Raw genomic sequence first — 22,524 nt, forward strand, 5'->3', positions numbered from 1 at the left:
CCTATTATGAAACTAGCCTTACTGGCGCAAGCCTATTTATATGATAAAACTGCACGAATTAATGGGACATTAGTACAGTTGCATAATCTGGCCTATGGCTTTAAAGAAGCAAGTCTTGAAGTGCATTATATAGCAAGTACCAAAGATAAAGCTAAGTTAGGTAAAGAAATTATAGATGGTATCCATTTTCATTGGATACAAGCTGAAACAAGCATTTTTTCTTGGAAAAAAATGATGTCTTTTTATACAGATGTACTTGTAGAAGTTAAACCAGATGCTCTGTATGTAAGAGGTAGAAATGTTATGCAGTACGTTGCTGGAAAATATGCTAAAAAATATAATATTCCTTACGTCTGGGCTACAAATGGTGATGATAGTGCCGAGTTTTGGAAAAATATAAAAAGACTTGGAAATACTAACAAACCTATTTATAAAAAGTGTTTACTATGGCCTATTAAGGCATACGAAGATTGTTATATCAATAAAGGTATGAAAATGGCAAATAAAATAATAAACCAGTCAGAATACCAGCAAAAAGAAACCAAACGCATCCTTAAAAAAGAAGGTATAATATTACCAAGCTACTTTATTAAGGATAAAGGAGCAAACATAAAAGAGAACAAAATTCTTTGGCTGGCAAATTTATCACCTAATAAGCAGCCTCATTTGTTTATAGAATTAATAAATGGTTGTTCATTAAATGGATGGAAGGCAATTTTAGGTGGTGGAACACTAGATAAGAAGTATGAAAGTAAAATAATCAGTTTAGCTAAAGAACAATCCATTGAGGTGGAAGGAAAAATTGATTTTAAAGACTCTTTCAGGTATTATAAGTCATCCAGAATATATATTAATACAAGTAAATTAGAAGCAGATGGTTTGCCTAACGCATTTATTCAGAGCTGGTTAAGTGGTGCGGTTGTTTTATCCTTAAATCACGACCCAAATAATTGGATGGAAACTTATAATATAGGGTTTTGTACCAACGGAGATATTAAAGCTTTAAAAGAAAAGCTACAGTTGTTAATAAATGAACCAAAACGCTTAGAAATTATGAGTGCTAACGCTGTGGAGTTTGCTGAAAAAATATTTACCAACCAATCCATTATACAAGAGTATATAACACTTTTTAAAAACACCTCTAAAAGAACATTAAGATGAATATTACTTTTATAATGCCTTGGCACATATCAGAACGAGGAGGTGGGGCAGAGGTTCAGGCCAATTATCTGGCATTAGAATTAGCAAATAGGGGGTATACGGTAAATTATATATGTCAAACCAAAAATGAAAACAAAATAGATCGTATAGAGACAGTTAACCATATAAATATCTATTGGCTAAAGCCATCTGGTCGATTTCCATGGTTAGATCAAGGGAAATATTATAAACCACTACATAAAATAAAACCAGATATAATTATTCAGCGTTTAACATCAAATGTAAACTATATCATAGGGAACTATTGCAAAAAAAATAAAGCCAGATATTGTTGGGTTTGTACCGATAATTTAAGCCCGTTTAAAAATTTTCATGTTAAAAAATTTAAAGAAAGGTTTAATTTAAAAAATACCTCTTTATTGAAATACGTCCTTTTTTTAATAAATGCTAAAATAATGGATAGCTATCGCAATAATGGCATGAAACATATTGACTATGGGTTTTCTCAAAACAAGTTTCAAAAAAAAACAATAAAACAAAATTTTGATATTGAAACTTATACTATGATTACGGGGCATCCAAAACCTCAAAATAATTATAGCTTGGGAACATGCTATGCATTTCAAACTGTATTATGGTGTGCTAATTTTGGAATACATAAACGTCCGGAATTGTTCGTTCAGTTAGCTAGGCATATGCAAGATACTTCTATCAAATTTATTATGGTTGGAGGTCATAGTGATAAAGCTTATATGAAGGATCTTTTAAAAGATAAACCTTCTAATTTATATTGTACTGGTCATTTGCCTTTTGAAAGGGCGTTAACTTATTTTGATTTCGCTTCAATTTTTATTAATACGTCATCCCCAGGTGGCGATGGTTTTCCGAACACATTTGTTCAAGCATGGTTAAGAAAAATACCAGTTATAAGTTTTGGATTTAACCCTGATAATATTATTACAAAATACAAATTAGGTTATAATGTAGAATCTCTTGATGAAGGCATAGAAAAGCTAAACTTACTAATGTCCAATTATAAAGCTTATAAGGAAATATCTGATAATGCCTATAAATATGGCAGTAAAAATCATAGTATTAAAATAATGACAGATAATTTTTTAAAAACAATAAAGAATGAAAGTGTTGCACTGTCTTAATAGTCCACATGTTGGCGGTATAGAACGGTTGGTTATAGAGTTTGCTATTGCTCAAAAAAAGCAGGGCATAGACGTTTCTATAATGTTAGATACCTGTAAAGGGCAGTATTATAACTATCTGTTAGAGCAAGAGATTCCTATTCTGGATTCGGGTATTAAAGGTGGTTGGGATTTTAATTATAAAACATATAAACAATTAAAAAAACAGTTTAAAGCATTTCAAATTGTTCACTTACATAGCTTTTCGGTACTACGTTCAATGTCCGCTAAACATTCAAAAGTAAAAACCATATATACGATTCACGGATTATCTAAAAATGTGAGAAAAGAAGAACGATTAAAATATCATGCTAGAGAATTTCTAAAAAAATGGTTTCTTAACAGCGTAGATGTTTTAATAGCTAACTCTCATTATACGTTAGATTTAGCCAGAAAGCATTATAGTTTAAAAACGGTTAAAACAAAAACCATATTAAATGGAATCAAGCTAGCCGATTATACTCCAAATTCAGTTCCTAAAAACCATGAGTTTACAATAGGTTTAGTCTCTCGTTTTACACCAAGAAAAAGAATAGACAGACTTATAAATGCTTTTAATAAATATAGGAACATTGGAGGTGTAGGTGAGTTAATTTTAGTAGGAAATGGAACTGAATTTAATACTATTAAGAAGATGGTGAAGGGTTTGGGGTTAGAAAATTTAATAAAAATGGTTGGTTATAAAACCAATGTAGAAGACTATTATAATGCTTTTGATATCATTGCTCATCCGTCTGATAATGAAGGATTTGGTTTAATAGCAGTCGAATCTTTTTTATATGGCAAACCAATAATTGTATTTAACGATTCAGGAGGAATGAAAGAGGTTATACAACCTATAGAGCCTTATAACATTGTTGAAAATGAAGATGAGTATGCAAAGCGTTTATTGTTTTATGAAAATCATAGAGCAGAAATTTTCAAAGCATCAAAAAATAGAATTGCTTATGCTAAAAAACATTTTAGTATAGAGCGTATGGAACGAGATTATTATAAGGCATATAAATCGATTTTATTAAGATGATACATGTACTTTGGTTAGCACCAACCTTTAACCATTACAAAGCTAGGTTTTTAAACTATTTAGCAAACGTAAAGGAAATAAAACTCACAGTACTTTCGGGTACTGGTAGAGAGGGTATGGGTGACAAAGAAATAGATACATCATATCATTTTAATCAAATTCGGTTAAATATAAATAAACAAAATTTCGGAAAATCAGCATTAGTAAGAAAATCACTTAAAGGTTGTTTTAAAAACTATGATTGGGTGTTAATTCCAACAGAAAAGAAAAATTTATTGCTCTTTATTTATGCCTTGTATTTGAGAATAAGACATCGAGAAACCAAGTTGTTTACGTATACACATCCTATATCAAAATCTGGAAAAAGGAAAACAACTTTCTTGGATTGGTTTATTACTAAGTTTTACTATAAGCAATTAAATCGGGTTATTTTTTATACAGAGCAAAGTTGTCAGTGGGCAATTGAAAAAAAACTAATAGATTCAAAAAAAGCTTATTGGGCTAATAATACGATCGATACACTGGAAGTGAAAAAATATTATTCATTTGAGTTGCCGCTTTTAAAAACACCTGCGATTTTATTTATAGGACGACTCATTCCATCGAAGCGATTGCATGATTTAATACGCTATTATAAAGTTTTAAAAACGCATTTACCAAATTTAAAATTAGATATAATTGGTGACGGGCCAGAACTCTCAACTCTGATATCTGCTATAAAAGAAGATAAAAATATCACCCACCACGGTGCTGTTGTTGATGAGGTAGAAATATCGAAAATTATGAAGACATGCAGCATAGTTTTTGTTCCTGGTTTGTCAGGTTTATCAATCAATCATGCATTTACTTATAGTCGCCCTTATATTACATTAGAAGCAGATAAACATGGACCAGAAATTAATTATTTAGAACATGGCAAAAATGGGTATATCCTTAGCGGAACTTTTCATGAAAACACCACTAAATTATTAGAACTACTTACAAGTAAAGCCTTATTAACCACGTTTTGCCAAAATGCTAAAGTAAAAGGTGAGGAGCTATCTATAGAGCATTGGGTACAACAAATAACATTTAGCTTGTTACATGAATAATAATAAACCCAAAATATTATTTATAGGTCCAACACCACCACCGTTTTCCGGTCCGGAATTGAGTATGCAACAATTTTTAGAATCTGATGTGCTAAACGATGCGTTCTCTATTACTTTTTTAAAAACCAATTTTAGGCTTGACAATACAAGAAAAGGGTTGTTCGATTTTTTAATGATTACGAACTTCTTTATTTACTTTTTTAAGCTTTTTAGATTGCTAATAGTTGTACGTCCCGAATGTGTGTACTATCCGGTAACGCCAACACAAATAGGTTGGGTGGGTAGAGATGTATGGACTATTATATTAAGTAAACTATTTGGAATTAAAGTTATTATTCATTTACGAGGAAGCCATTTTAAACTCAATTTTGCTCAATTTTATCCAGTTTTTAAAAGGTTAATAGCATATAGTTTAAAGAAAGTTGATACAGCTGTGGTACAGGCAAAGTATCTTAAAGATCAATTTGCCCCCTATGTTTGTTCAAAAAATATAGAGGTTTTATATCAATCTATAGATGTACATGAGTACTCTACTAAGCATTCTTTTTCTACAGTTAAAGGAAAGATACTAGTTATAGGGCATCTCACGAAAGCAAAAGGCTATACAGATATACTAAAGGTCATTCCAAAAATATGCAAGCAATTTCCGTATGTAGAGTTTTATTTCGCCGGTAATATAAGAAAAGGAGAACGCGGTGTTTTTTATAACCAATTTACAGGGGAGAAGTTGCAATATGAAGACCCTTTTTTAGCCGAAAAAGAGATTAAAGATTCTGTCTATAAAACCCATTATAATAATCTGGGAATTATTACAGGTGTGCATAAAATGATACATCTTAAAACGGCTCAATTGTATTTAAGTGCTTCATATTCTGAAGGGTTTTCAAGGTCTCTTTTAGAAGCTATGGCTGTAGGGAAACCTGTTGCATATACACCGGTAGGTGCCCATAAAGAAGTGTTTACAAACAAAATACATGGTTTTAGTTTTGAACCAGGAAACTTGAATCAATTAGAAGAAACTTTAACTTATATGCTTACTAATTCAGATGAGCTTTTAACCATAGGTAAGGCAAACTCAGACTATGTAAAAAACAATTTTTCATTAGATAAAATAGCGAATGATTTTAGATCTATAATTTTAAAGACGTTAGCAAAATGAGACATTTAATTAGGCATATTATTCATCATTTGGGAAATATACTTAGGTTTTTTCACATGTCATTTCTAAGAGCTTCTGGTGTAAAAATTGGAAAAAACACGATGATAAGTTTAAATGCAAAGATTGATGTAAGACGTGGAAAGGTTGTCATTGGAGATAATTGTTTAATCACTCATGGTTGTTATATTTTATCACATGATGGTGCCGCACATGTTATCAATCATAAAGACGATGGCTCAGGTTTTGTATCCATTGGTAATAATGTATTTATAGGCGTAAATGCTGTTGTAATGCGTAATGTAACAATAGGCGATCATGCTGTAATTGGAGCAGGCTCTGTAGTAAACAAAGATATACCAGAGGGTGTAGTGGCTGCAGGAAACCCTATCAAGATAATAAAAGAGTTGCCAAAACCTTACAAGATATTGCCTAAAAAACATAAGCTGGTAAAATGATTGTATTTCTCGTTTTAATTCTAATAGTTATCATTTTTGTCCGATTGTTTAAGGGCATGTTTGCTGCTTTTTTAGTGTTAGTAGCTACAAAATCATTTATGGATGCTTTTTGGGATATAAGAGTTGGTCCATTATCATTTAGTTCTGTAGGAGGTATTTTAATTCCCATACTATTTTATCCAGTATTTTTAAAAATGAGGTGTTTGCCCGGTAAGTGGATTTCAAACGCCAAATTATTATTTATAGCCTATTCTTTTGGAGTGTTGTTTGCTTTTCCAATAAAACCTATGGAAAGCCTTGAGATTCTTTTAATAAACATTAATATTTTAATGGGTTTTTTACTAATACCTCTATTGGTTGATAGTAGGGATAAACTCCGAAAGTTGTTAATCGCTATTATGGTTTCTGGAATGTTCCCTATAGCAATCAGTATTTTTCAGTTTCAAACAGGTATTTTGTTTTCCGAACGGCAAACAGCCGGTTTAACCAGATATGTTGGGCTTTATCATGATGCCTTTCCAGTTAGGTTTTATGGGATGTTTACACTTTTTTCATGTCTCATGTACCTCTCTATTTTTAAAATTAAGAACAAGCTTTCAATTGTTGTTTTAATAGCATTATGCTGTGCCGCTTTATTTTCGGTCTATTTGGTATTCAGTAAAGCAGCAGTTACTATTATAGTGTTATGGACATTGTTAATGCTTGCTTTTTCACAGATAAAACTTAAATATGTTTTCTTTTTTTCCATATGCTTCATTCTGGTATCTGTTAATTTAGGAGATGTCATTTATGATAATATCCAACAACTTTTTAGCAAGGAAGTTGGATATAATGACGGCACATACACCGATGTAAGATATACGCTTGCGGGTCGTGGCTACATATGGGACGATTTATGGAGTTTTTGGATAAATGAACAAATCCCATTGTTTCAATGGACCGGAGATGGCATAAACAGACCTACCCATAATGAGTTTTTAAGAGTGTTATTAGCAAACGGTATTATTGGATTAATCTTGTTTTCTTTTTTCATTTTTAGAAGCATAAAATATGTTTTTGAAATTAATAAAAAAGTACGGGTTTTTGGTTTGATGTTATTAGGAATGTTCTTTATAGATAGTTTAGGCTTAACCCCCGGAGTTTACTATTATTACAGCATATTGGTATGGGGCATTATTGGTTTGTTGTTATTAAAACCTGATTTACTTAAAAATATTTAAAAAAACGATACATGCAACAACTTACACAAAAACTAGGTTCTGGAGATATGATCATTCAAGACATACCGTATCCGCAACTAAGCAAAGGTTTTGTTATTGTGAAAAATCATTACTCCATTATTAGTGCAGGCACAGAAGGATCAACAGTACAGGCAGCTCGAAAAAGTTTAATAGGCAAAGCAAAAGAACGTCCACAACAAGTAAAGCAAGTACTTGATACTTTAAAAAGCCAAGGGCCTATGCAAACTTATAGGGCAGTTATGAAAAAACTGGATGCATATTCACCACTAGGATATAGTTCGGCAGGAGAAGTTATTGAAGTTGGAGAAGGTGTTACAGAATTTAAAATTGGCGATAAAGTGGCCTGTGCCGGAGCAGGGTATGCTAATCATGCAGAGGTTGTTGCTATTCCAATAAACCTTTGTGTAAAATTAGAGGATACCTCTAATCTAAAGCATGCCGCCTATAATACATTAGGAGCCATTGCTATGCAAGGCGTAAGACAAGCCGATATGCGTTTAGGCGAAACCTGTGTCATTATAGGACTTGGCTTATTAGGGCAATTAACCGCCCTTATATTAAAAGCTTCTGGTGTTAATATTATTGGTATCGATGTTTCCGAAATGGCGTTAAATCAGGCCGTAAAAAACAAAGCAGTAGATCTTGGGTTTACAAGAAATAAATCCGGATTAGAAGAGGAAATTCGTCTTTATACCAAAGGTATAGGAGCAGATACAGTTATTATTACAGCAGCAACCTCTAGCTTAGATCCTATAAATTTTGCAGGAGCAGTTGCAAGAAAAAAAGGAAAAGTCGTTATTTTAGGAGATGTTCCTTCTGGGTTTAATAGAAACCCTTTTTGGTACCCTAAAGAATTAGAGTTAAAAATGTCTTGCTCGTATGGCCCAGGGCGGTACGATTTAAATTATGAAGAAAAAGGCATAGACTATCCGGTAGCCTATGTACGTTGGACCGAGAAAAGAAATATGCAAGCTTTTCAGGAATTATTATCAAAGAAAAGGATTGACATAGATTATTTAACAACCCATGAATTTAATTTTGAAGCAGCCCCAAAAGCTTTTGATCTGGTTGTGAATAAAACCGAGCCTTTTACAGGAATAGCTTTAAAATATAATATTGAAAAAACGGCAATTAAAGACAAGGTTATTATTTCCGATCCATCAAAAAGAGGTTTAATAAACATATCTTTTATCGGAGCAGGAAGCTATGCACAAGGTAGTTTATTACCTTATATAACCCCATCAAAACAAATACAAAAAGTAGGAGTACTAACCAATACGGGGACTACTTCTAAACGAGTTGCAGAAAAATTTAGATTTGAATATTGTGCAACCTTGGAGGCAGATATATTTAATGATAAAACAGATACATTGTTTATTGCAAGTCGTCACGATTCTCATGGGAGTTATGTTTTAAAAGGCCTAAAGTCTAATAAACATGTGTTTGTAGAAAAACCATTGTGTTTGTTAGAAACCGAGCTTAATGCTATAATTCATGCTCAAAAGAAATATAACAATACAGTAATGGTTGGATTTAACAGGCGTTTCTCTCCTTTAACACAAAAGATTAAAAATACGCTAGGCTCTGGACCAATGACTATGATTTATAGAATTAATGCAGGGTATATTCCTAAAGATACTTGGGTTCAAGATCCGGAAATTGGTGGTGGAAGAATACTAGGTGAAGTGTGCCATTTTATTGATTATTTAACATTTATAAACGGAAGTATACCAATTAAAGTGTCGGCAAATGCCTTACCAGATCCTTTAAATTTGAATGATACTGTAAATATTCTAATTCAGTTTGAAAACGGATCTACAGGAACTATTGGGTATTATGCCAATGGTTCTAAATCATTGTCAAAAGAATATGTTGAAATATATGCCTCAGGTACAACAGCCATTCTTAGCGATTTTAAAGCATTAAAAATTTACGGAAAAAGAAAGCCTTACAAGCAGAAATTAATCAACCAAAACAAAGGACAGAAAAACATGGTTGAAACTTTTTTGGATAGTTTATTAAAAGGAAAACCAAGCCCTATTGATTTTAATGAAATTGTCGCAGTTACAAGAGCTTCTTTTAAGGTTTTGGAATCTATAAAGAATGGAGGTCAACAAAGTGAAGTGTTTAACTGAGATAGCTTTTAACAAGCTTAAAAAATATTGCGAAGCTCAAAATTATAAAGGCTGGGATCCTTATGACGGGTTGAATTCCAAACTGTTTCAGGCATTGCCATTTAAAAAATGGGATGTTGCCAGATTACTTTGGATTCAGTTTTTTAAGCGTTCTCCTGTAAATTTTAGAACTTTGACAGGTGTGCCCAAAGCGTATAATGCTAAAGGTATTGCCTTGTTTTTATCAGGCTATTGCAATCTTTATAATGTTTCGAAATTTAAAAACACAAGTTATGGTTCTTCAAAAGAACTAAAAGGATATATTATTAAGTTGGCAGACCTTTTATTAACACTTCAAAATAAAGATCATAGTGGCGCTTGTTGGGGGTATAATTTTGATTGGCAAGCCAGACGGTTATTTTTATTTCCAAAAAACACACCTACAGTTGTAGCGACTTCATTTGCAGTAGATGCCTTGTTAAAGGCTTATACTGTTACAAAAAAACAGACTTATTTAAATGCCTGTATTTCTGCATCAAAATTTGTGTTGAATGATTTGAATAGAACAGAATATAAATCAGGATTTTTATTTTCTTATTCCCCTTTAAATGGTAATAATACAGTTTTTAATGCCAGCTTGTTAGGTGCAAAAATTCTTAGTCAGGTGTATATGTATACTAAAGATGATATATTAAAAACAACAGCAAAAAGAACTATAAAAGCTTGTTGTGAAGCTCAGAATAAAAATGGTTCTTGGATTTATGGTATGTTACCTATACAAAGTTGGATTGATAGTTTTCACACAGGTTATAATTTAGATGCCATACAAACATATCAAGACTGTACAGGAGATATAACATTTCAAGCCAATATTGCCAAAGGGTTAAGTTTTTATTTAGAGCATTTTTTTAAAAGTAATGGCACCCCTAAATATTATCATAACAAAACCTACCCAATAGATATCCATTGCCCAGGACAATTGTTTGTAACACTCTCCAAACTCAATGTTTTTCCTTTGCATAATATTCTGGCACAACAGGTAATGCAATGGACAATAAAACATATGCAGGACAAAAGAGGTTTTTTCTATTATCAAATAAAAAAAGGAATAAATTCTAAAATCTCATATATGAGATGGAGTAATGCATTTATGTTTAATGCCATGTCTTATTACCTGTTAGAAAAAGAAATCCAAAAGCATAAAATTTAAGTTGTAAATCGGTATAGTCAATCGAAAAGAATTCCCCTAGGCTCTGCCTTGGGGATATTTGGTTTCAAGAAATTCTTTGTTACAAATCCGATTCAAAAAAGAGTGTTTTTTACTCTTTCAAAAATAAGTTTAAAGCCTCTTATTCATTATAGCTCCCACATATTACTTTACAGTTATTAAGTCAGGTGTCACATGATATTTTTGCGCCATCAATCTAATATCAATGCTATATTTTATTGTTCGTGTTAGTCATTTTCAAAAGCTTCTTAACACTGATTGACTTATTGTTTTTCAGTGTTACAGAAGGTAGCGTAATAAAAGGGATACTAAATCAAGTAAAAGGATGGAATTTAAGATCTTAAATGGTGTGAAAACGTATGCTCCCACTTCAAAGCAGGAACTTATTGAGTATGCATTTAATAAGAAAAATATGTTAATAGCTGTTAACGCCGAAAAAATTCTGCACTCATCAAAAGAAATTAAAAATCTTATAAACGAAAATATAGGCTATCCAGATGGTTATGGAGCTGTTCTTATTTTAAGGAAAAAAGGAAATAAAAATGCTATTAAGGTTCCCGGATGCGAGTTATGGCTGCAAATAATAGAATCTTATTATAAAACCAAATCCTTTTATCTAATAGGAGCAGAGCAACATGTTGTTGATAGTACTGTTAAGAAGTTAAAGGAAGATTTTAAAGGGGTTAATATTTGTAACTACAGGAATGGATACATAAAAACAGAACAAGAAAAACAAGATTTAATTAAAGATATAAAGGAACATAAACCAGATGTGGTTTTTATTGCTATGGGATCGCCTAGACAAGAGCAATTTATGAAATCTTTGCAAAAAGAGTATAAAACAGTTTATCAAGGATTAGGAGGAAGTTTTGATGTGTATACAGGTCGTATTAAGAGAGCTTCAAAATGGTGGCGAGATAATAATTTAGAATGGGCTAACAGGTTAATTAAACAACCTTCAAGAATTAAACGTCAAATACATTTAGTGCGTTTTGTTTTTAATTTGGTTCTTAAGTACTAAGAGGCTAGTGTTTTTAGAATCAATTAATATATGAATAGACCCAAAATTACAATAGTAGCTGGCGCAAGATCAAATTTCATGAAGGTTGCTCCAATTATTCATGAAATAAAGCGTTTACAATCAGAATTTATACCTATAGATTTTAGATTAGTTCATACCGGGCGGCGTTATGATAAAAACATGTTTAAGCAACTTCAAATTCCTGCGCCTCATGCTGATTTAGAATGTAATACAGGAACTCAAATACAACAAGCAGCCAATGTAATGAAGGGCTTTGAAAAAGAATTAATGGCTAATCCAACAAGCTTGGTATTGGTTGTTGGCGATATAACTTCTTCAATGGCTTGTGCTATTACAGCCCAAAGATTACACATTAAAGTAGCACATATAGAAGCTGGGATACGCTCAAAAGACTGGAGTATGCCAGAAGAAATAAATCGATTAATAATTGATAGTATTTCAAATTATCTCTTTACGACTTCAAGCCTTACAAGCGAAAACCTTGTTAAAAGTGGTTTTGATGAATCTAAAGTCTTTTTTGTTGGGAATACAGTGATTGATACGTTATTAAAACAACGACCTAATTTTAAGAAACCTGATTTTTATGATTCCTTAAAGTTAAAAGCTGAAAATTATTTCGTTTTAACGCTTCATCGTCTTTCTAATGTTGATGAAATGCTAAACTTAAAGGGATTAATTACCGAAATAATTAATAATACAAACAACCTTACTATTATTTTTCCAATACACCCAAGAGCAGTTAAAGCTTTTAATAGTTTAAGAATCAATTGTTCGCGTTTACACATCGTAAAACCAATGGGTTATTTAGAATTCAATTATTTGATACAAAATTCTAAAGCTGTTATTACCGATTCCAGAGACATTACAGAAGAAGCCAGTGTATTAAATATTCCATGTTTAACATTGTGTAATGATACAGAAAGACCTGCAACAGTTAGTTTGGGCTCTAATCAATGGAAAACGTCTAAAGATATTCCTTTGAGGGACGGAAAAGCTGCAAAAAGAATTGTAGACATATTGATTTGTGAATTAAAAAAAACGTCTTAGAATGATAAAAAAAATTCTTATTTGTATTCTAGTTTTTATTGTACAATCCTGTACAGGTAAAAAAAGCATTATATACCTGCAAAATACAAATACAGATATTGCTTCACAAATTGACTATTACGATGCATACATTCAGCCTAACGATATTCTTAAAATTACAATAGGAACTCCGGTTCCAGAAGCAGCAATTCCATACAATAAACAAACGAATCCAGTTGGTGGTAGTGTAGAGCTTTTAAAATTAGAAGGGTATTTAGTATCAGAAAAATATATGATTAAACTTCCTGTAATTGGAGCGGTTTCTGTGAAGGATAAAACACCAGCACAACTGGAAGAAGTGATTAAAGAAGAACTTTTATCTGGCAATCATTTAGACAGCCCCAATGTAGACGTTCGTTTATTAAATTCTAAAGTCACCATTTTAGGAGAAGTTAATGCTCCCGGAACTTATAATTTTAGCGAAGCATCTATTACCTTATTGCAAGCATTAGGTTATGCAGGAGATTTAACTATTAATGGTAAAAGAAATGATATTTTGGTTATTAGAGAAGAGAATGGTATTCGGCATATTTCCAATATAGATTTAACATCGGCCAACCTATTGAAGAATCAATATTATACCATAAAACAAAATGATGTTATTTACGTAAAACCCAACATGGCTAAAGTGAAAAGTGGCGGTTACATAAATAATTTCGGAACAGTTTTATCTGTAACTTCCATTTTAATATCAACCATTATTTTAATTACGCGTTAATCTTAAATATGATTTTAAGAATATTAATAAGTAATACAGTGAATTATCAATAAAAATATTACTACAAAAGGAGTATTCACCAGCAATAAAGACAATTATAAGTATGCTTTCTATTAAAAAAGAGATTGCAATAGTTAAATATGGAAAATCAAAATAATAAATCAATGTTTAATACAGAAGCAGATCAAATTAATGTTTTAGACGACATTCGTAAATATTTAAAGTATTGGCCTTGGTTTTTAATAGTATTAGTAAGTACCATAACTATTAGTTTTTTTTATTTAAAGTATAGTACTAAAATTTATTTAACAAATGCAAAAATACAGGTATTAGATAAGGCGAAAGGCATTGAACTGAACGCATCTGTATCTCTTTTTAATAGATTGAATGTTAATTTAGAGAATGAAGTTGAGTTATTAAAATCATATCCAATTATAGAAAAGGTGGTTGTTAATAATAATTTAAATATTACTTTTTTTGAGAAAGGAAGCATACAAACCTCCGAATTAGTAAAGCTACCGTTTAAATTAATAGCACTAGTAAAGAGTGACAGTATTCACACTACAAAAAGTTTCGATATTACCATTACTTCTAACGGGTACGATATTTTAAATCAAAACAAAAATGAACGAATACAAATAAAAGATTATAATACTTTAGATCATGTAGACGAACTTCCTTTTGAAATACTTGAAGAAGCTAAAAATATGCGTAATCTTATAGGGCATACATATCAAATAAAATTTACACCAAAAGAAGAAGTAGTAAGTCAATTGAAATTGGGAATAAAGATTAAAAAAGCTGGAAATTTGAGTAATGTACTAAGCTTGAGTTTGCAAGGTGAAAATAAAACAAAATCAGAGTTAATACTTAATTCCTTGATTGAAGAATATAACCAAGATGGTATAAAAGACAGACAATCGGTATCCAGAAAAACTATAGAGTTTATTAATGAAAGGTTAATAGGTTTATTTGGAGAACTAGATTCAATTGAAAACAATAAGAAAGAATTTAAACTACAAAGTAAGTTTTTAGATATACAAAAAAATGCAGCTCAGAGCATTATGGAGCTTAATATGTCTGATGTTTCAGTATTTGAAATATCTAATCAGTTATTTCTGGCTAATGCTTTAAAAGATAAATTGATAAGCAATTCTAAAGAGATACATTTATTACCTGCGAATTTTGGATTTAACAATGATAATCTAAATGACTTTATAGATGATTATAATACGAAAGTATTGGAGTATAAAAAACTAAATTCGAATGCCGGAATTGGTAACCCATTAATCATAAATATTAAAGAGCAACTCGATAAAATTAAAAATAATTTAGAGAATTCTTTAGATATATTTATTAAAGAATTTCAATTTAAAAAAACTCAATTAAAGAGCCAGAATAAAAAAATAAACACAAAAATAGCTTCATTGCCTTTAAACGAAAAGTTATTGCGTTCTATTGAAAGACAGCAGGAGATTAAGGAAGGTCTATATATACTATTACTCCAAAAAAAAGAAGAAGCGGCTATAAATCTATCTGTAATAGAACCATCGGCAAAGGTTGTAGAATATTCTAAATCTAATATAGACGCCATATCTCCTAAGCCATTTATAATCTATTCTATGGCTATTTTATTAGGATTATTATGCCCATTTGGAGTTTTATATGCTGTATTTACATTAGATACAAAAATACATGGCGTTAAAGATTTAGAAAAATTTGTGCCGCAAATTCCTATAGTAGCAGAAATCCCGTTAAACAAAAGCCCTAAAGAACAAATTCTTGTTAATTCAAACGAAAATACCATACAAAATGAAGTATTTAGGATATTAAGTTCTAACATAAGTTTAATTAACTCTTTTAGTAAAAAAGACCAGTCAAAAGTTATTTATACTACATCATCTATTAAAGGGGAAGGGAAAACTTATGTAAGTACGAATTTGTCTTTAGTTTTGGCATCATTTAAGAAAAAAGTTTTACTGGTGGGAGCAGATTTAAGAAATCCCCAAATTCATAACCTTATTGGTTATGATAAAAATTATAATGGACTATCTAACTATCTATATAATGGGGATAATAACACACACTGGGAAGATAACCTAATCAAAGGATTTAAAAATTGTTCAAGTTTAGATATTTTGTTAGGAGGCCCTATTCCTCCAAACGCTCCTCAATTATTAATTAACGGGTCGTTTAAAAAGCTATTAGACGAAGCCAAAGATAAATACGACTATATTATAGTAGATACGGCGCCAACAATTTTAGTTTCAGATACCTTTCTTATCTCTAAATATGCAGATATAGTGTTGTATGTCGTTAGAGCAAATTATTCGGATAAAAAGATAATTAAACATTTAAAAATGTTACATGAAACGGAAAAATTATCAAATATGGCGTTGGTAGTTAATGGGGTTAAAAAAGATAATTATAACTATGGGTATAGCTATGGGTATAAAAATTAATCCTAATTAAAGAAAAATAATTAGTTTATATTAAATGAATACACCATTGTAACATAGTCTGTGTGAGTTGAATACCTCGATTATAAGTAATAATGCCCATATATTACTTATGCTTTTATATGCAACCTGTATATGTTTTTCTTTACTAAAAAGAAGAATAGCCATGATTAAAACTAGAGCCTAGCGGTTAAGAAAAAACTAATCTGGCAAAAAATCATAAATATCAACAGACGAAAAGCATATAAAAACCTAGAATAAATGACAATAAAACGAAATCATCTAAAACATTGCTATGAAGTGTCACTTAGTATTAAAGAATTTTTGTGCTGTCTTATTTTTTTGGCGGCCTTACTCTTTGGAGCTTATCAAGTATTGAGTTGAATAATATAATAACTTATTACAAACATGTCCTTCAGGTAGTTTTTTTGATGGTTGTAAATAGTAAAGTAGTCAGATAAAGAAACACTTACCAGAATATACGTTCAGTTATTACTTTATTAAATAAATATATATATTATTAATTTACCTTAGTACTTCTTTCTGATCTAAGTAGGTTAAATTAGAAAGTAGATTTGGGGAAAAGGAGAACATTTGTTCTCCTTTTTATTTTTAGTAATCATAGAAACTTAAAACTTTTCAACTTAGTTAATAGTTTTTTAGAGAGGTATCGAAAACGGAATTGAGTTTACAATCGTATCGTCAATTATTTTAGTCTAAGTCCACTTATTACTCGGGTTTTTTTATTGTTGCTACTTAATCGTAAATATGTTGATAAAATACTTCAAAATGGTTAAGATATATACATTAAAGGAGGATACCAATGTAAACAGAATAATATTAAACTATTCTGAATTGACATATTTAAGGCTTTACATTCATAATTTTAATGATACTGTAATAAAAGATTTTTTAGACATTGACACTAAAAAAATCTATTTAATAAGGCATAATTTGCATGTGAAATTTGGTTCTAAAAATTGGATAAAAATAATCTCTAAAGCTTTTGAAAAAGGGCTTATAAAAAGAGAGGATTTTATCGAAAGTACTGTTAAAAGACTTTCTATAGAAAAAACTCAAATTATTTTTGATAAACATATTTGTTTAGAGTCGTTAACAACGAACGAACTTAAAAGTTATTTATTAGAGTTTTACAGGTCTTGCGAAAATGAAATAATGAAGGAGAAATTTCATAAAATGAAATTAGATCTTATGTCGGAAGAGATTGATTTTATAAAATATAAATATCAAAGTTTGATGGTACCACTAAGTATTTCAGGAAAATTACCAAATTTTAAATTCTTTAAAAAGATAAATCAAAGTATTTTTTACAAGCTAGATGTTTCTAATTGGTTTAATGCTTTTAGGGTAGCATTTCAACTTAATATTTTAGAGAAAAGAGATTATTGGTTAATAGATTTAGATACTGAAATTAACAAAACCGCCGAAAAATTAAATGCTATAAACAAATTAAACACAGACTATTACGAGAAAAAAAATAAGGTTTATTATTTATTAAATAAACTATATACAGATATTGAATATTCTTATTTACTGAATAAGAATGTATTCCCCAAAAACATGCTAACGTAATTATGACTGACTTATATTTAGAAAATTTCTGCAAAAAAAATGTAAAACAAAGAACTGAATTAACGTCTAAAGAGATATACTATTTAAGACTTATATCTCATGGCTGTCAAACTTCCGAGATTTGCGATTTTTTGAATGTTAAAAAGAAAACACTTTATGTATATACAAAGAGGGTAAAAGATAAACTTAAATGTAAAACGAATGTTGATACTATAATTAAAGCTTTTAAATTAAATATTTTAGATAAGTATGACTTCGTAGAAGAGTCTATAAAAGATCAGGCATCTATTTATGCAGATACTGTTAGTAATAGAATAAATGAGCTAACAGAAGATATGGGTAATAATAGTATAAATACTTTAGGGATGGCTGTTGTTGAATTTTATGAGACATGCGAAATGGAGTTACAGGCAAAAAGCAAAGTCTTTTTTAATTTAAAAGAAAAAAGTTATTTAGAACTTAAATTTAAAGGTTTGCCTTCCAGTTTTATTATCGAAGAATTAAAATTATCGATAGATGAAGTTAGTGCATTAAAGAAGAGTATATTTCAAAAATTAAAAACTCACGAATGGTTTAATAGTATAAAAAAAGGGTTTAATTATGGGATATTAAATAGACAGGATTACTTATCTTTAGATATGTATACAGAAGCACTAGATTGTGCTTCAAAAATAATGGCAATTAAATCATTTACTAATTTAACAGATAAAGAAAAACATTTAGTAGTTTATCACCAACTGATTGATTTTTACAACGTTTTGGAATATAATTGCTTATTAAAAATGAAAGCATCATAATCTGTTTATCTGCGTATTTGAAACGGTATAAGTTCAAAAAAAATCATTTATAAAATAACGTAGTGAAGTAGTACCTATCCTTTAATGATGATTTTAATACGCCAAAACCTATATTCGAAAAATCACCTTCTATGACTTCTCTATGAGCTTCACTTTTTAACCAGGCATTAACCACCGTTTGAGCAGAACTATAGCCATAAGCAACATTTTCACTTACATCAATAACACCTTTGCTTTTTAACCCATTACTTCTAAAGTAAAAAAAGTCATGACTAACATTATCGGTAGAGATCATATATTTACTATGCTTAACAGCATAAGCAGTTGCATATAAGGTGTCTTTTTTAAGTATACTTTTGCCTTTTTCGCTTCTATGCTTATTAATTAAGTCTAATATAGTATTAGACATGTTCCAGTCGTTTTCATTAACAAGAGCTAAATCAATATCGTTATATAAACCAAGATTATTATCCTCCATTTTATCGGTTGTACACGATAATACAGACATTATAATGAAAGAAAGCGTAATTGTTTTTAGTGTTAATTTATCAGAAATCATAAGCAATTATTATGCTACAAAACTGACAATAAAAAGGAGGTTTTATAAGTGAAAAGTAATAAGTGGGTGTATTCTTTTTTTAACAGGGAGAGAATAGAAATAAACGGTTTTTATTTAACGGCTTAATATCACATATCCTAATAATAGCATATAGATTTGTAGCTTTTTTAAACTAAAAACTAAGTATATCACCGATTGCTTAACTAGATATTCGAGATATGATACAGTTATTACTTTGTACTTACTAACGGTATATGCATTATCTACATTTACAAAAGCTTATAAAGAAGCGATTATGTTAATAGATATTTTAAAATGAATACAATGAGTCATATTATTAAAGTGGCATTAAGCCTAACACAAACAGAACTAAAAAGTATTTTCTTTTTCATTTTGTTTTTTTTAATCGTAACACTTGTTTATTTGTTTTTTAAAATGTTTAAATTCATAAAAGAAGAAGCCATTAAAGATGCTAAAAATGAAAAAGGACAAGATTTATATTGTAATTAGTAATTGATGAGAAAATGAACATTGTATACTAAAAGAATACCTTAGTAGGAACAATTGCAATAAATTTTGATTAGCCACTCTATTTTGTTTTAAACAATCAGCAACTTTTCAAAGCCTTCTTGGTAACTACACGATGATATATTTTTTTTTTAAGCATCCCAAATAAATAATTATAGCTATATAATCTTACCTCATAGGACTATTACCAACCTTTAGTAATTAAACATATCATAAAAAAGTATGTAAATTTTGCTATGGCGATTTTTGACTTCGTTTAAACTTTGTTTTATATCTTTGAAACTCTAATATCTTAATCAAAATCGAAGCTTTTTTATTTCGAAACAGCCTCGTAATCTTAGAGTGTTATAAACATTGTATTAATGAAACTTCATTTATTAGATAAAACAATATTTGATAATACCTCATTTTCTATAGGCGAAAATAGCTATGCCCATTTTTTAAAATTATGGCATTATCATCCGGAGTTAGAATTAGTTGTAATATTAAAAAGTACAGGAACTCGTTTTATAGGAGATAGTATTGAGAAATTTGAAGAAGGTGAAATTATCTTAATTGGAAAAAATCTTCCCCATAAATGGCTTAATGACAGTAACTACTTTTCTAAAACATCAAAGCTACAAGCTAAAGCCATAGCGATTCATTTTGCAGAGAATTTTTTAGGTGATATTTTTAACCGCGCTCCAGAAATGAATTCCATTAGTGCGCTTATAGAAAGAGCTTCACGAGGTATTAGGTTTATTGGTGTTAATAAGGCCTTAAAAGATAAAATAATCAATTTAAATAATAACACCGCTTTTAATAGAACCATTAAGTTTATAGAAATCCTATATGAACTGTCAAATCATAAAAATTACACATTATTGGCAAGTCAGGGTTTTATTAGTCAAAGTAATAAATTTACTAATAAAGGTTTAGATAAAATGTATGATTATATTTTTGATAACTTTAAAAATGATATAAGTGCTAAAAACGTAGCAGAAGTTATATGTATGAATCCTTCAGCTTTCAGTCGTTTTTTTAAGCGTATACAAAGAAAAACTTTTTCGCAGTATTTAGCAGAAATTAGAATAGGGTATGCATGTAAGCTTTTGTTAGAAGATAAATTTAATATAGCAGCGGTTTGTTACGAATCTGGTTTCGATAATATCTCTAATTTTAATAGGCAATTTAAGCGTATCATGAAAACAACACCATCTTCATATATTAAAGAGTATAACGCTTAAAAATATATTAAGTGGCTTATCTTTAGTCGATAACGATTAAAGTGAATAAGTTTTAAATTTGCTCATATTAGCAATAAGTTAAAATAAGGGCAAAAAAAGTATTATATTTAATCAAATTTTAGGAAGCTATCTTGTCTTAGAAGTGTTAGTATTGTAACACACAAATATTTATTTTATTTTTTTAATGAATACAGAACAGAAAGTCCTTAGGATACATGAAAAAGATAACGCTATAGTTGCCTTATGCAATTTAAAAAAGGGAACAGAAATCACTTTTGAAGGTAAGCAATATCATTTTCAAAGTGATATTGATGCTAAACATAAGTTTGTTTCAGAAGATTTATCTGAGGGCGATGCCGTATACATGTATGGTGTGTTAGTAGGAAGAGCAAAACAAAACATTTCGAAAGGCGAATTAATTCATACACACAATTTAGTTCACGATACCGAGAAATATGGTGTTAAAAATGAAGAAAAACAAATAGTTTGGAATACACCAGATGTTTCTAAGTTTAAAGATAAAACGTTTTTAGGCTATCATAGAGCAGATGGTAAGGTTGGTACAGAAAATAATTGGTTAGTAATACCATTAGTGTTTTGTCAAAATAGAAATGTTGAGGTTTTAAAAGATGCGTTAATAGAAAAATTAGGCTATGGTAAGAAACAACATTTAAGTTTAGATGTTGATTCGCTAATTAATAGTTATAAAGAAGGAGAATCTTCAGATACTATTTTAGAAAAAAATATATTGAAGGATGGAGAAGATTTTAATAAAAACCCACTTTTTCCAAATGTAGATGGCATTAAATTTTTAACCCACGATGGGGGATGTGGTGGAGCAACTTCAGATTCTGTAACACTTTGTAACCTATTGGCAGGGTATATTAATAACCCGAATGTAGCCGGAGCAACGGTTTTGAGTTTAGGATGTCAACATGCACAATCAGCTATTTTACAAGAAGCACTTGCGAAAATGTCGCCTGATATCAAAAAACCAGTTTATGTTTTAGAGCAACAGCAAATTAAATCTGAAAAAGAATTATTAGCACAAGCTGTAAAGAAAACCTTTGTCGGTATAATTGAAGCGAATAAAATAGAACGAAAACCAGCAACTCTAGATAAATTAATAGTTGGCTTAGAATGCGGAGGGTCTGATGGATTTTCTGGAATTTCTGCAAACCCAACACTAGGATATGTATCCGATTTAGTTGTTGCTATGGGAGGTACTACAGTACTTTCAGAATTTCCAGAATTGAATGGTGTAGAGCAAGAACTAATTAATAGGTGTACAAGTAAGGAAAAAGCAAATAAATTTTCGAGTATCATGTCTGCCTACAATGAAAAAGCAGATGCTTTAGGAGCAGGTTTTTATGCCAACCCATCACCAGGGAATATAAAAGACGGATTAATTACCGATGCTATAAAATCTGCAGGAGCAGCAAAAAAAGGAGGAAATTCACCAGTAGAAGATGTGTTGGATTACACAGAACAAGTTGAAAAACCGGGGCTTAATTTATTATGCACTCCAGGTAATGATGTTGAATCTACAACAGGTTTAGCTGGTTCTGGTTGTAATGTCATCTTGTTTACAACAGGACTAGGTACCCCAACAGGGAATCCTATTACCCCAACGGTAAAAGTATCTTCAAACACGTCACTTTATAAAAAAATGCCAGATATTATAGATTTTAATTCAGGCGAAATAATAGAAGGAAAAGCTACAATTCAAGAAATGGGAGAAGCATTGTTAGACCATGTGATTGAAGTTGCTAGCGGAAAACAAACTAAAGCAAGATTGCTAAAACAAGACGATTTTATTCCGTGGAAAAGAGGCATGTCGTTATAAT

The 22,524-nt window shown here is 30.3% G+C and carries 19 protein-coding genes; 18 read left to right on the forward strand and 1 reads right to left on the reverse strand.

Annotated elements, in window-relative coordinates:
- The first annotated feature begins 6 nt into the window (after positions 1 to 6).
- The 15 genes from Q4Q35_RS03705 (at position 7) to Q4Q35_RS03775 (ending at position 18,364) form a co-directional block, all read left to right on the forward strand.
- Positions 7 to 1,161 carry a glycosyltransferase family 4 protein gene (locus Q4Q35_RS03705; RefSeq protein WP_303276586.1) on the forward strand — a complete coding sequence of 385 codons (1,155 nt, stop codon included), beginning with the start codon at positions 7 to 9 and terminating at the stop codon, positions 1,159 to 1,161.
- On the forward strand, positions 1,158 to 2,318 hold the full coding sequence (locus tag Q4Q35_RS03710; RefSeq protein ID WP_303276587.1) for a glycosyltransferase: 1,161 nt from the start codon (positions 1,158 to 1,160) through the stop codon (positions 2,316 to 2,318). Before Q4Q35_RS03705 ends, Q4Q35_RS03710 begins: the two co-directional genes overlap by 4 nt.
- Positions 2,296 to 3,381 carry a glycosyltransferase family 4 protein gene (locus Q4Q35_RS03715; protein ID WP_303276588.1) on the forward strand — a complete coding sequence of 362 codons (1,086 nt, stop codon included), beginning with the start codon at positions 2,296 to 2,298 and terminating at the stop codon, positions 3,379 to 3,381. The genes Q4Q35_RS03710 and Q4Q35_RS03715 overlap by 23 nt, the downstream gene beginning before the upstream one ends.
- Complete coding sequence (locus Q4Q35_RS03720) at positions 3,378 to 4,472, forward strand: glycosyltransferase family 4 protein (protein WP_303276589.1); 1,095 nt, start codon at positions 3,378 to 3,380, stop codon at positions 4,470 to 4,472. The genes Q4Q35_RS03715 and Q4Q35_RS03720 overlap by 4 nt, the downstream gene beginning before the upstream one ends.
- The gene (locus Q4Q35_RS03725) at positions 4,465 to 5,631 is read left to right on the forward strand and encodes a glycosyltransferase family 4 protein (protein ID WP_303276590.1); all 1,167 of its coding nucleotides are present in this window, start codon (positions 4,465 to 4,467) and stop codon (positions 5,629 to 5,631) included. The genes Q4Q35_RS03720 and Q4Q35_RS03725 overlap by 8 nt, the downstream gene beginning before the upstream one ends.
- Positions 5,628 to 6,086 carry an acyltransferase gene (locus Q4Q35_RS03730; RefSeq protein ID WP_303276591.1) on the forward strand — a complete coding sequence of 153 codons (459 nt, stop codon included), beginning with the start codon at positions 5,628 to 5,630 and terminating at the stop codon, positions 6,084 to 6,086. The genes Q4Q35_RS03725 and Q4Q35_RS03730 overlap by 4 nt, the downstream gene beginning before the upstream one ends.
- On the forward strand, positions 6,083 to 7,306 hold the full coding sequence (locus Q4Q35_RS03735) for an O-antigen ligase family protein (RefSeq protein WP_303276592.1): 1,224 nt from the start codon (positions 6,083 to 6,085) through the stop codon (positions 7,304 to 7,306). The genes Q4Q35_RS03730 and Q4Q35_RS03735 overlap by 4 nt, the downstream gene beginning before the upstream one ends.
- Before the next feature lie 11 nt (positions 7,307 to 7,317).
- Entirely contained in the window at positions 7,318 to 9,462 is a 2,145-nt protein-coding gene (locus Q4Q35_RS03740; protein ID WP_303276593.1) for a bi-domain-containing oxidoreductase, read from the forward strand.
- On the forward strand, positions 9,446 to 10,651 hold the full coding sequence (locus tag Q4Q35_RS03745) for a delta-aminolevulinic acid dehydratase (RefSeq protein ID WP_303276594.1): 1,206 nt from the start codon (positions 9,446 to 9,448) through the stop codon (positions 10,649 to 10,651). Before Q4Q35_RS03740 ends, Q4Q35_RS03745 begins: the two co-directional genes overlap by 17 nt.
- Before the next feature lie 343 nt (positions 10,652 to 10,994).
- Positions 10,995 to 11,690, forward strand: coding sequence for a WecB/TagA/CpsF family glycosyltransferase (locus Q4Q35_RS03750; RefSeq protein ID WP_303276595.1), 696 nt, complete (start codon positions 10,995 to 10,997; stop codon positions 11,688 to 11,690).
- 30 nt (positions 11,691 to 11,720) lie between these two features.
- Positions 11,721 to 12,758 carry a non-hydrolyzing UDP-N-acetylglucosamine 2-epimerase gene (gene wecB / locus Q4Q35_RS03755; protein WP_303276596.1) on the forward strand — a complete coding sequence of 346 codons (1,038 nt, stop codon included), beginning with the start codon at positions 11,721 to 11,723 and terminating at the stop codon, positions 12,756 to 12,758.
- Position 12,759: 1 nt separating this feature from the next.
- A complete protein-coding gene (locus Q4Q35_RS03760; RefSeq protein WP_303276597.1) occupies positions 12,760 to 13,515 on the forward strand; it encodes a polysaccharide biosynthesis/export family protein in 756 nt (251 codons plus the stop codon).
- A 164-nt stretch (positions 13,516 to 13,679) separates the two neighbouring features.
- On the forward strand, positions 13,680 to 15,977 hold the full coding sequence (locus Q4Q35_RS03765) for a GumC family protein (protein ID WP_303276598.1): 2,298 nt from the start codon (positions 13,680 to 13,682) through the stop codon (positions 15,975 to 15,977).
- Between the two features lie 786 nt (positions 15,978 to 16,763).
- Positions 16,764 to 17,567: a hypothetical protein gene (locus Q4Q35_RS03770; RefSeq protein ID WP_303276599.1), complete on the forward strand. Its 804-nt coding sequence runs from the start codon at positions 16,764 to 16,766 to the stop codon at positions 17,565 to 17,567.
- 2 nt (positions 17,568 to 17,569) lie between these two features.
- The gene (locus Q4Q35_RS03775) at positions 17,570 to 18,364 is read left to right on the forward strand and encodes a LuxR C-terminal-related transcriptional regulator (protein ID WP_303276600.1); all 795 of its coding nucleotides are present in this window, start codon (positions 17,570 to 17,572) and stop codon (positions 18,362 to 18,364) included.
- Positions 18,365 to 18,407: 43 nt separating this feature from the next.
- On the opposite strand, the gene Q4Q35_RS03780 is transcribed toward Q4Q35_RS03775, so the two are convergent.
- Positions 18,408 to 18,923, reverse strand: coding sequence for a CAP domain-containing protein (locus Q4Q35_RS03780; RefSeq protein ID WP_303276601.1), 516 nt, complete (start codon positions 18,921 to 18,923; stop codon positions 18,408 to 18,410).
- A 324-nt stretch (positions 18,924 to 19,247) separates the two neighbouring features.
- Between Q4Q35_RS03780 and Q4Q35_RS03785 the strand changes: the two genes are divergently transcribed.
- The 3 genes from Q4Q35_RS03785 to Q4Q35_RS03795 all read left to right on the forward strand — a co-directional run bounded on the left by Q4Q35_RS03785 (position 19,248) and on the right by Q4Q35_RS03795 (position 22,523).
- The gene (locus Q4Q35_RS03785) at positions 19,248 to 19,433 is read left to right on the forward strand and encodes a hypothetical protein (RefSeq protein ID WP_303276602.1); all 186 of its coding nucleotides are present in this window, start codon (positions 19,248 to 19,250) and stop codon (positions 19,431 to 19,433) included.
- Positions 19,434 to 19,813: 380 nt separating this feature from the next.
- A complete protein-coding gene (locus Q4Q35_RS03790) occupies positions 19,814 to 20,677 on the forward strand; it encodes an AraC family transcriptional regulator (protein WP_303276603.1) in 864 nt (287 codons plus the stop codon).
- A 184-nt stretch (positions 20,678 to 20,861) separates the two neighbouring features.
- Positions 20,862 to 22,523: a UxaA family hydrolase gene (locus tag Q4Q35_RS03795; protein ID WP_303276604.1), complete on the forward strand. Its 1,662-nt coding sequence runs from the start codon at positions 20,862 to 20,864 to the stop codon at positions 22,521 to 22,523.
- Position 22,524: the final 1 nt, after the last annotated feature.

The sequence above is a fragment of the Flavivirga aquimarina genome (genome assembly GCF_030540835.1).
GTDB lineage: Bacteria > Bacteroidota > Bacteroidia > Flavobacteriales > Flavobacteriaceae > Flavivirga > Flavivirga aquimarina.

Excerpts from the sequence above, each read along its gene's own strand:
- Q4Q35_RS03705 (WP_303276586.1), top strand. The coding sequence starts at position 7 with ATGAAACTAGCCTTACTGGCGCAAGCCTATTTATATGATAAAACTGCA.
- Q4Q35_RS03710 (WP_303276587.1), top strand. The coding sequence starts at position 1,158 with ATGAATATTACTTTTATAATGCCTTGGCACATATCAGAACGAGGAGGT.
- Q4Q35_RS03715 (WP_303276588.1), top strand. The coding sequence starts at position 2,296 with ATGAAAGTGTTGCACTGTCTTAATAGTCCACATGTTGGCGGTATAGAA.
- Q4Q35_RS03720 (WP_303276589.1), top strand. The coding sequence starts at position 3,378 with ATGATACATGTACTTTGGTTAGCACCAACCTTTAACCATTACAAAGCT.
- Q4Q35_RS03725 (WP_303276590.1), top strand. The coding sequence starts at position 4,465 with ATGAATAATAATAAACCCAAAATATTATTTATAGGTCCAACACCACCA.
- Q4Q35_RS03730 (WP_303276591.1), top strand. The coding sequence starts at position 5,628 with ATGAGACATTTAATTAGGCATATTATTCATCATTTGGGAAATATACTT.
- Q4Q35_RS03735 (WP_303276592.1), top strand. The coding sequence starts at position 6,083 with ATGATTGTATTTCTCGTTTTAATTCTAATAGTTATCATTTTTGTCCGA.
- Q4Q35_RS03740 (WP_303276593.1), top strand. The coding sequence starts at position 7,318 with ATGCAACAACTTACACAAAAACTAGGTTCTGGAGATATGATCATTCAA.
- Q4Q35_RS03750 (WP_303276595.1), top strand. The coding sequence starts at position 10,995 with ATGGAATTTAAGATCTTAAATGGTGTGAAAACGTATGCTCCCACTTCA.
- wecB (WP_303276596.1), top strand. The coding sequence starts at position 11,721 with ATGAATAGACCCAAAATTACAATAGTAGCTGGCGCAAGATCAAATTTC.
- Q4Q35_RS03760 (WP_303276597.1), top strand. The coding sequence starts at position 12,760 with ATGATAAAAAAAATTCTTATTTGTATTCTAGTTTTTATTGTACAATCC.
- Q4Q35_RS03765 (WP_303276598.1), top strand. The coding sequence starts at position 13,680 with ATGTTTAATACAGAAGCAGATCAAATTAATGTTTTAGACGACATTCGT.
- Q4Q35_RS03770 (WP_303276599.1), top strand. The coding sequence starts at position 16,764 with ATGGTTAAGATATATACATTAAAGGAGGATACCAATGTAAACAGAATA.
- Q4Q35_RS03775 (WP_303276600.1), top strand. The coding sequence starts at position 17,570 with ATGACTGACTTATATTTAGAAAATTTCTGCAAAAAAAATGTAAAACAA.
- Q4Q35_RS03780 (WP_303276601.1), bottom strand. The coding sequence starts at position 18,923 with ATGATTTCTGATAAATTAACACTAAAAACAATTACGCTTTCTTTCATT.
- Q4Q35_RS03785 (WP_303276602.1), top strand. The coding sequence starts at position 19,248 with ATGAGTCATATTATTAAAGTGGCATTAAGCCTAACACAAACAGAACTA.
- Q4Q35_RS03790 (WP_303276603.1), top strand. The coding sequence starts at position 19,814 with ATGAAACTTCATTTATTAGATAAAACAATATTTGATAATACCTCATTT.
- Q4Q35_RS03795 (WP_303276604.1), top strand. The coding sequence starts at position 20,862 with ATGAATACAGAACAGAAAGTCCTTAGGATACATGAAAAAGATAACGCT.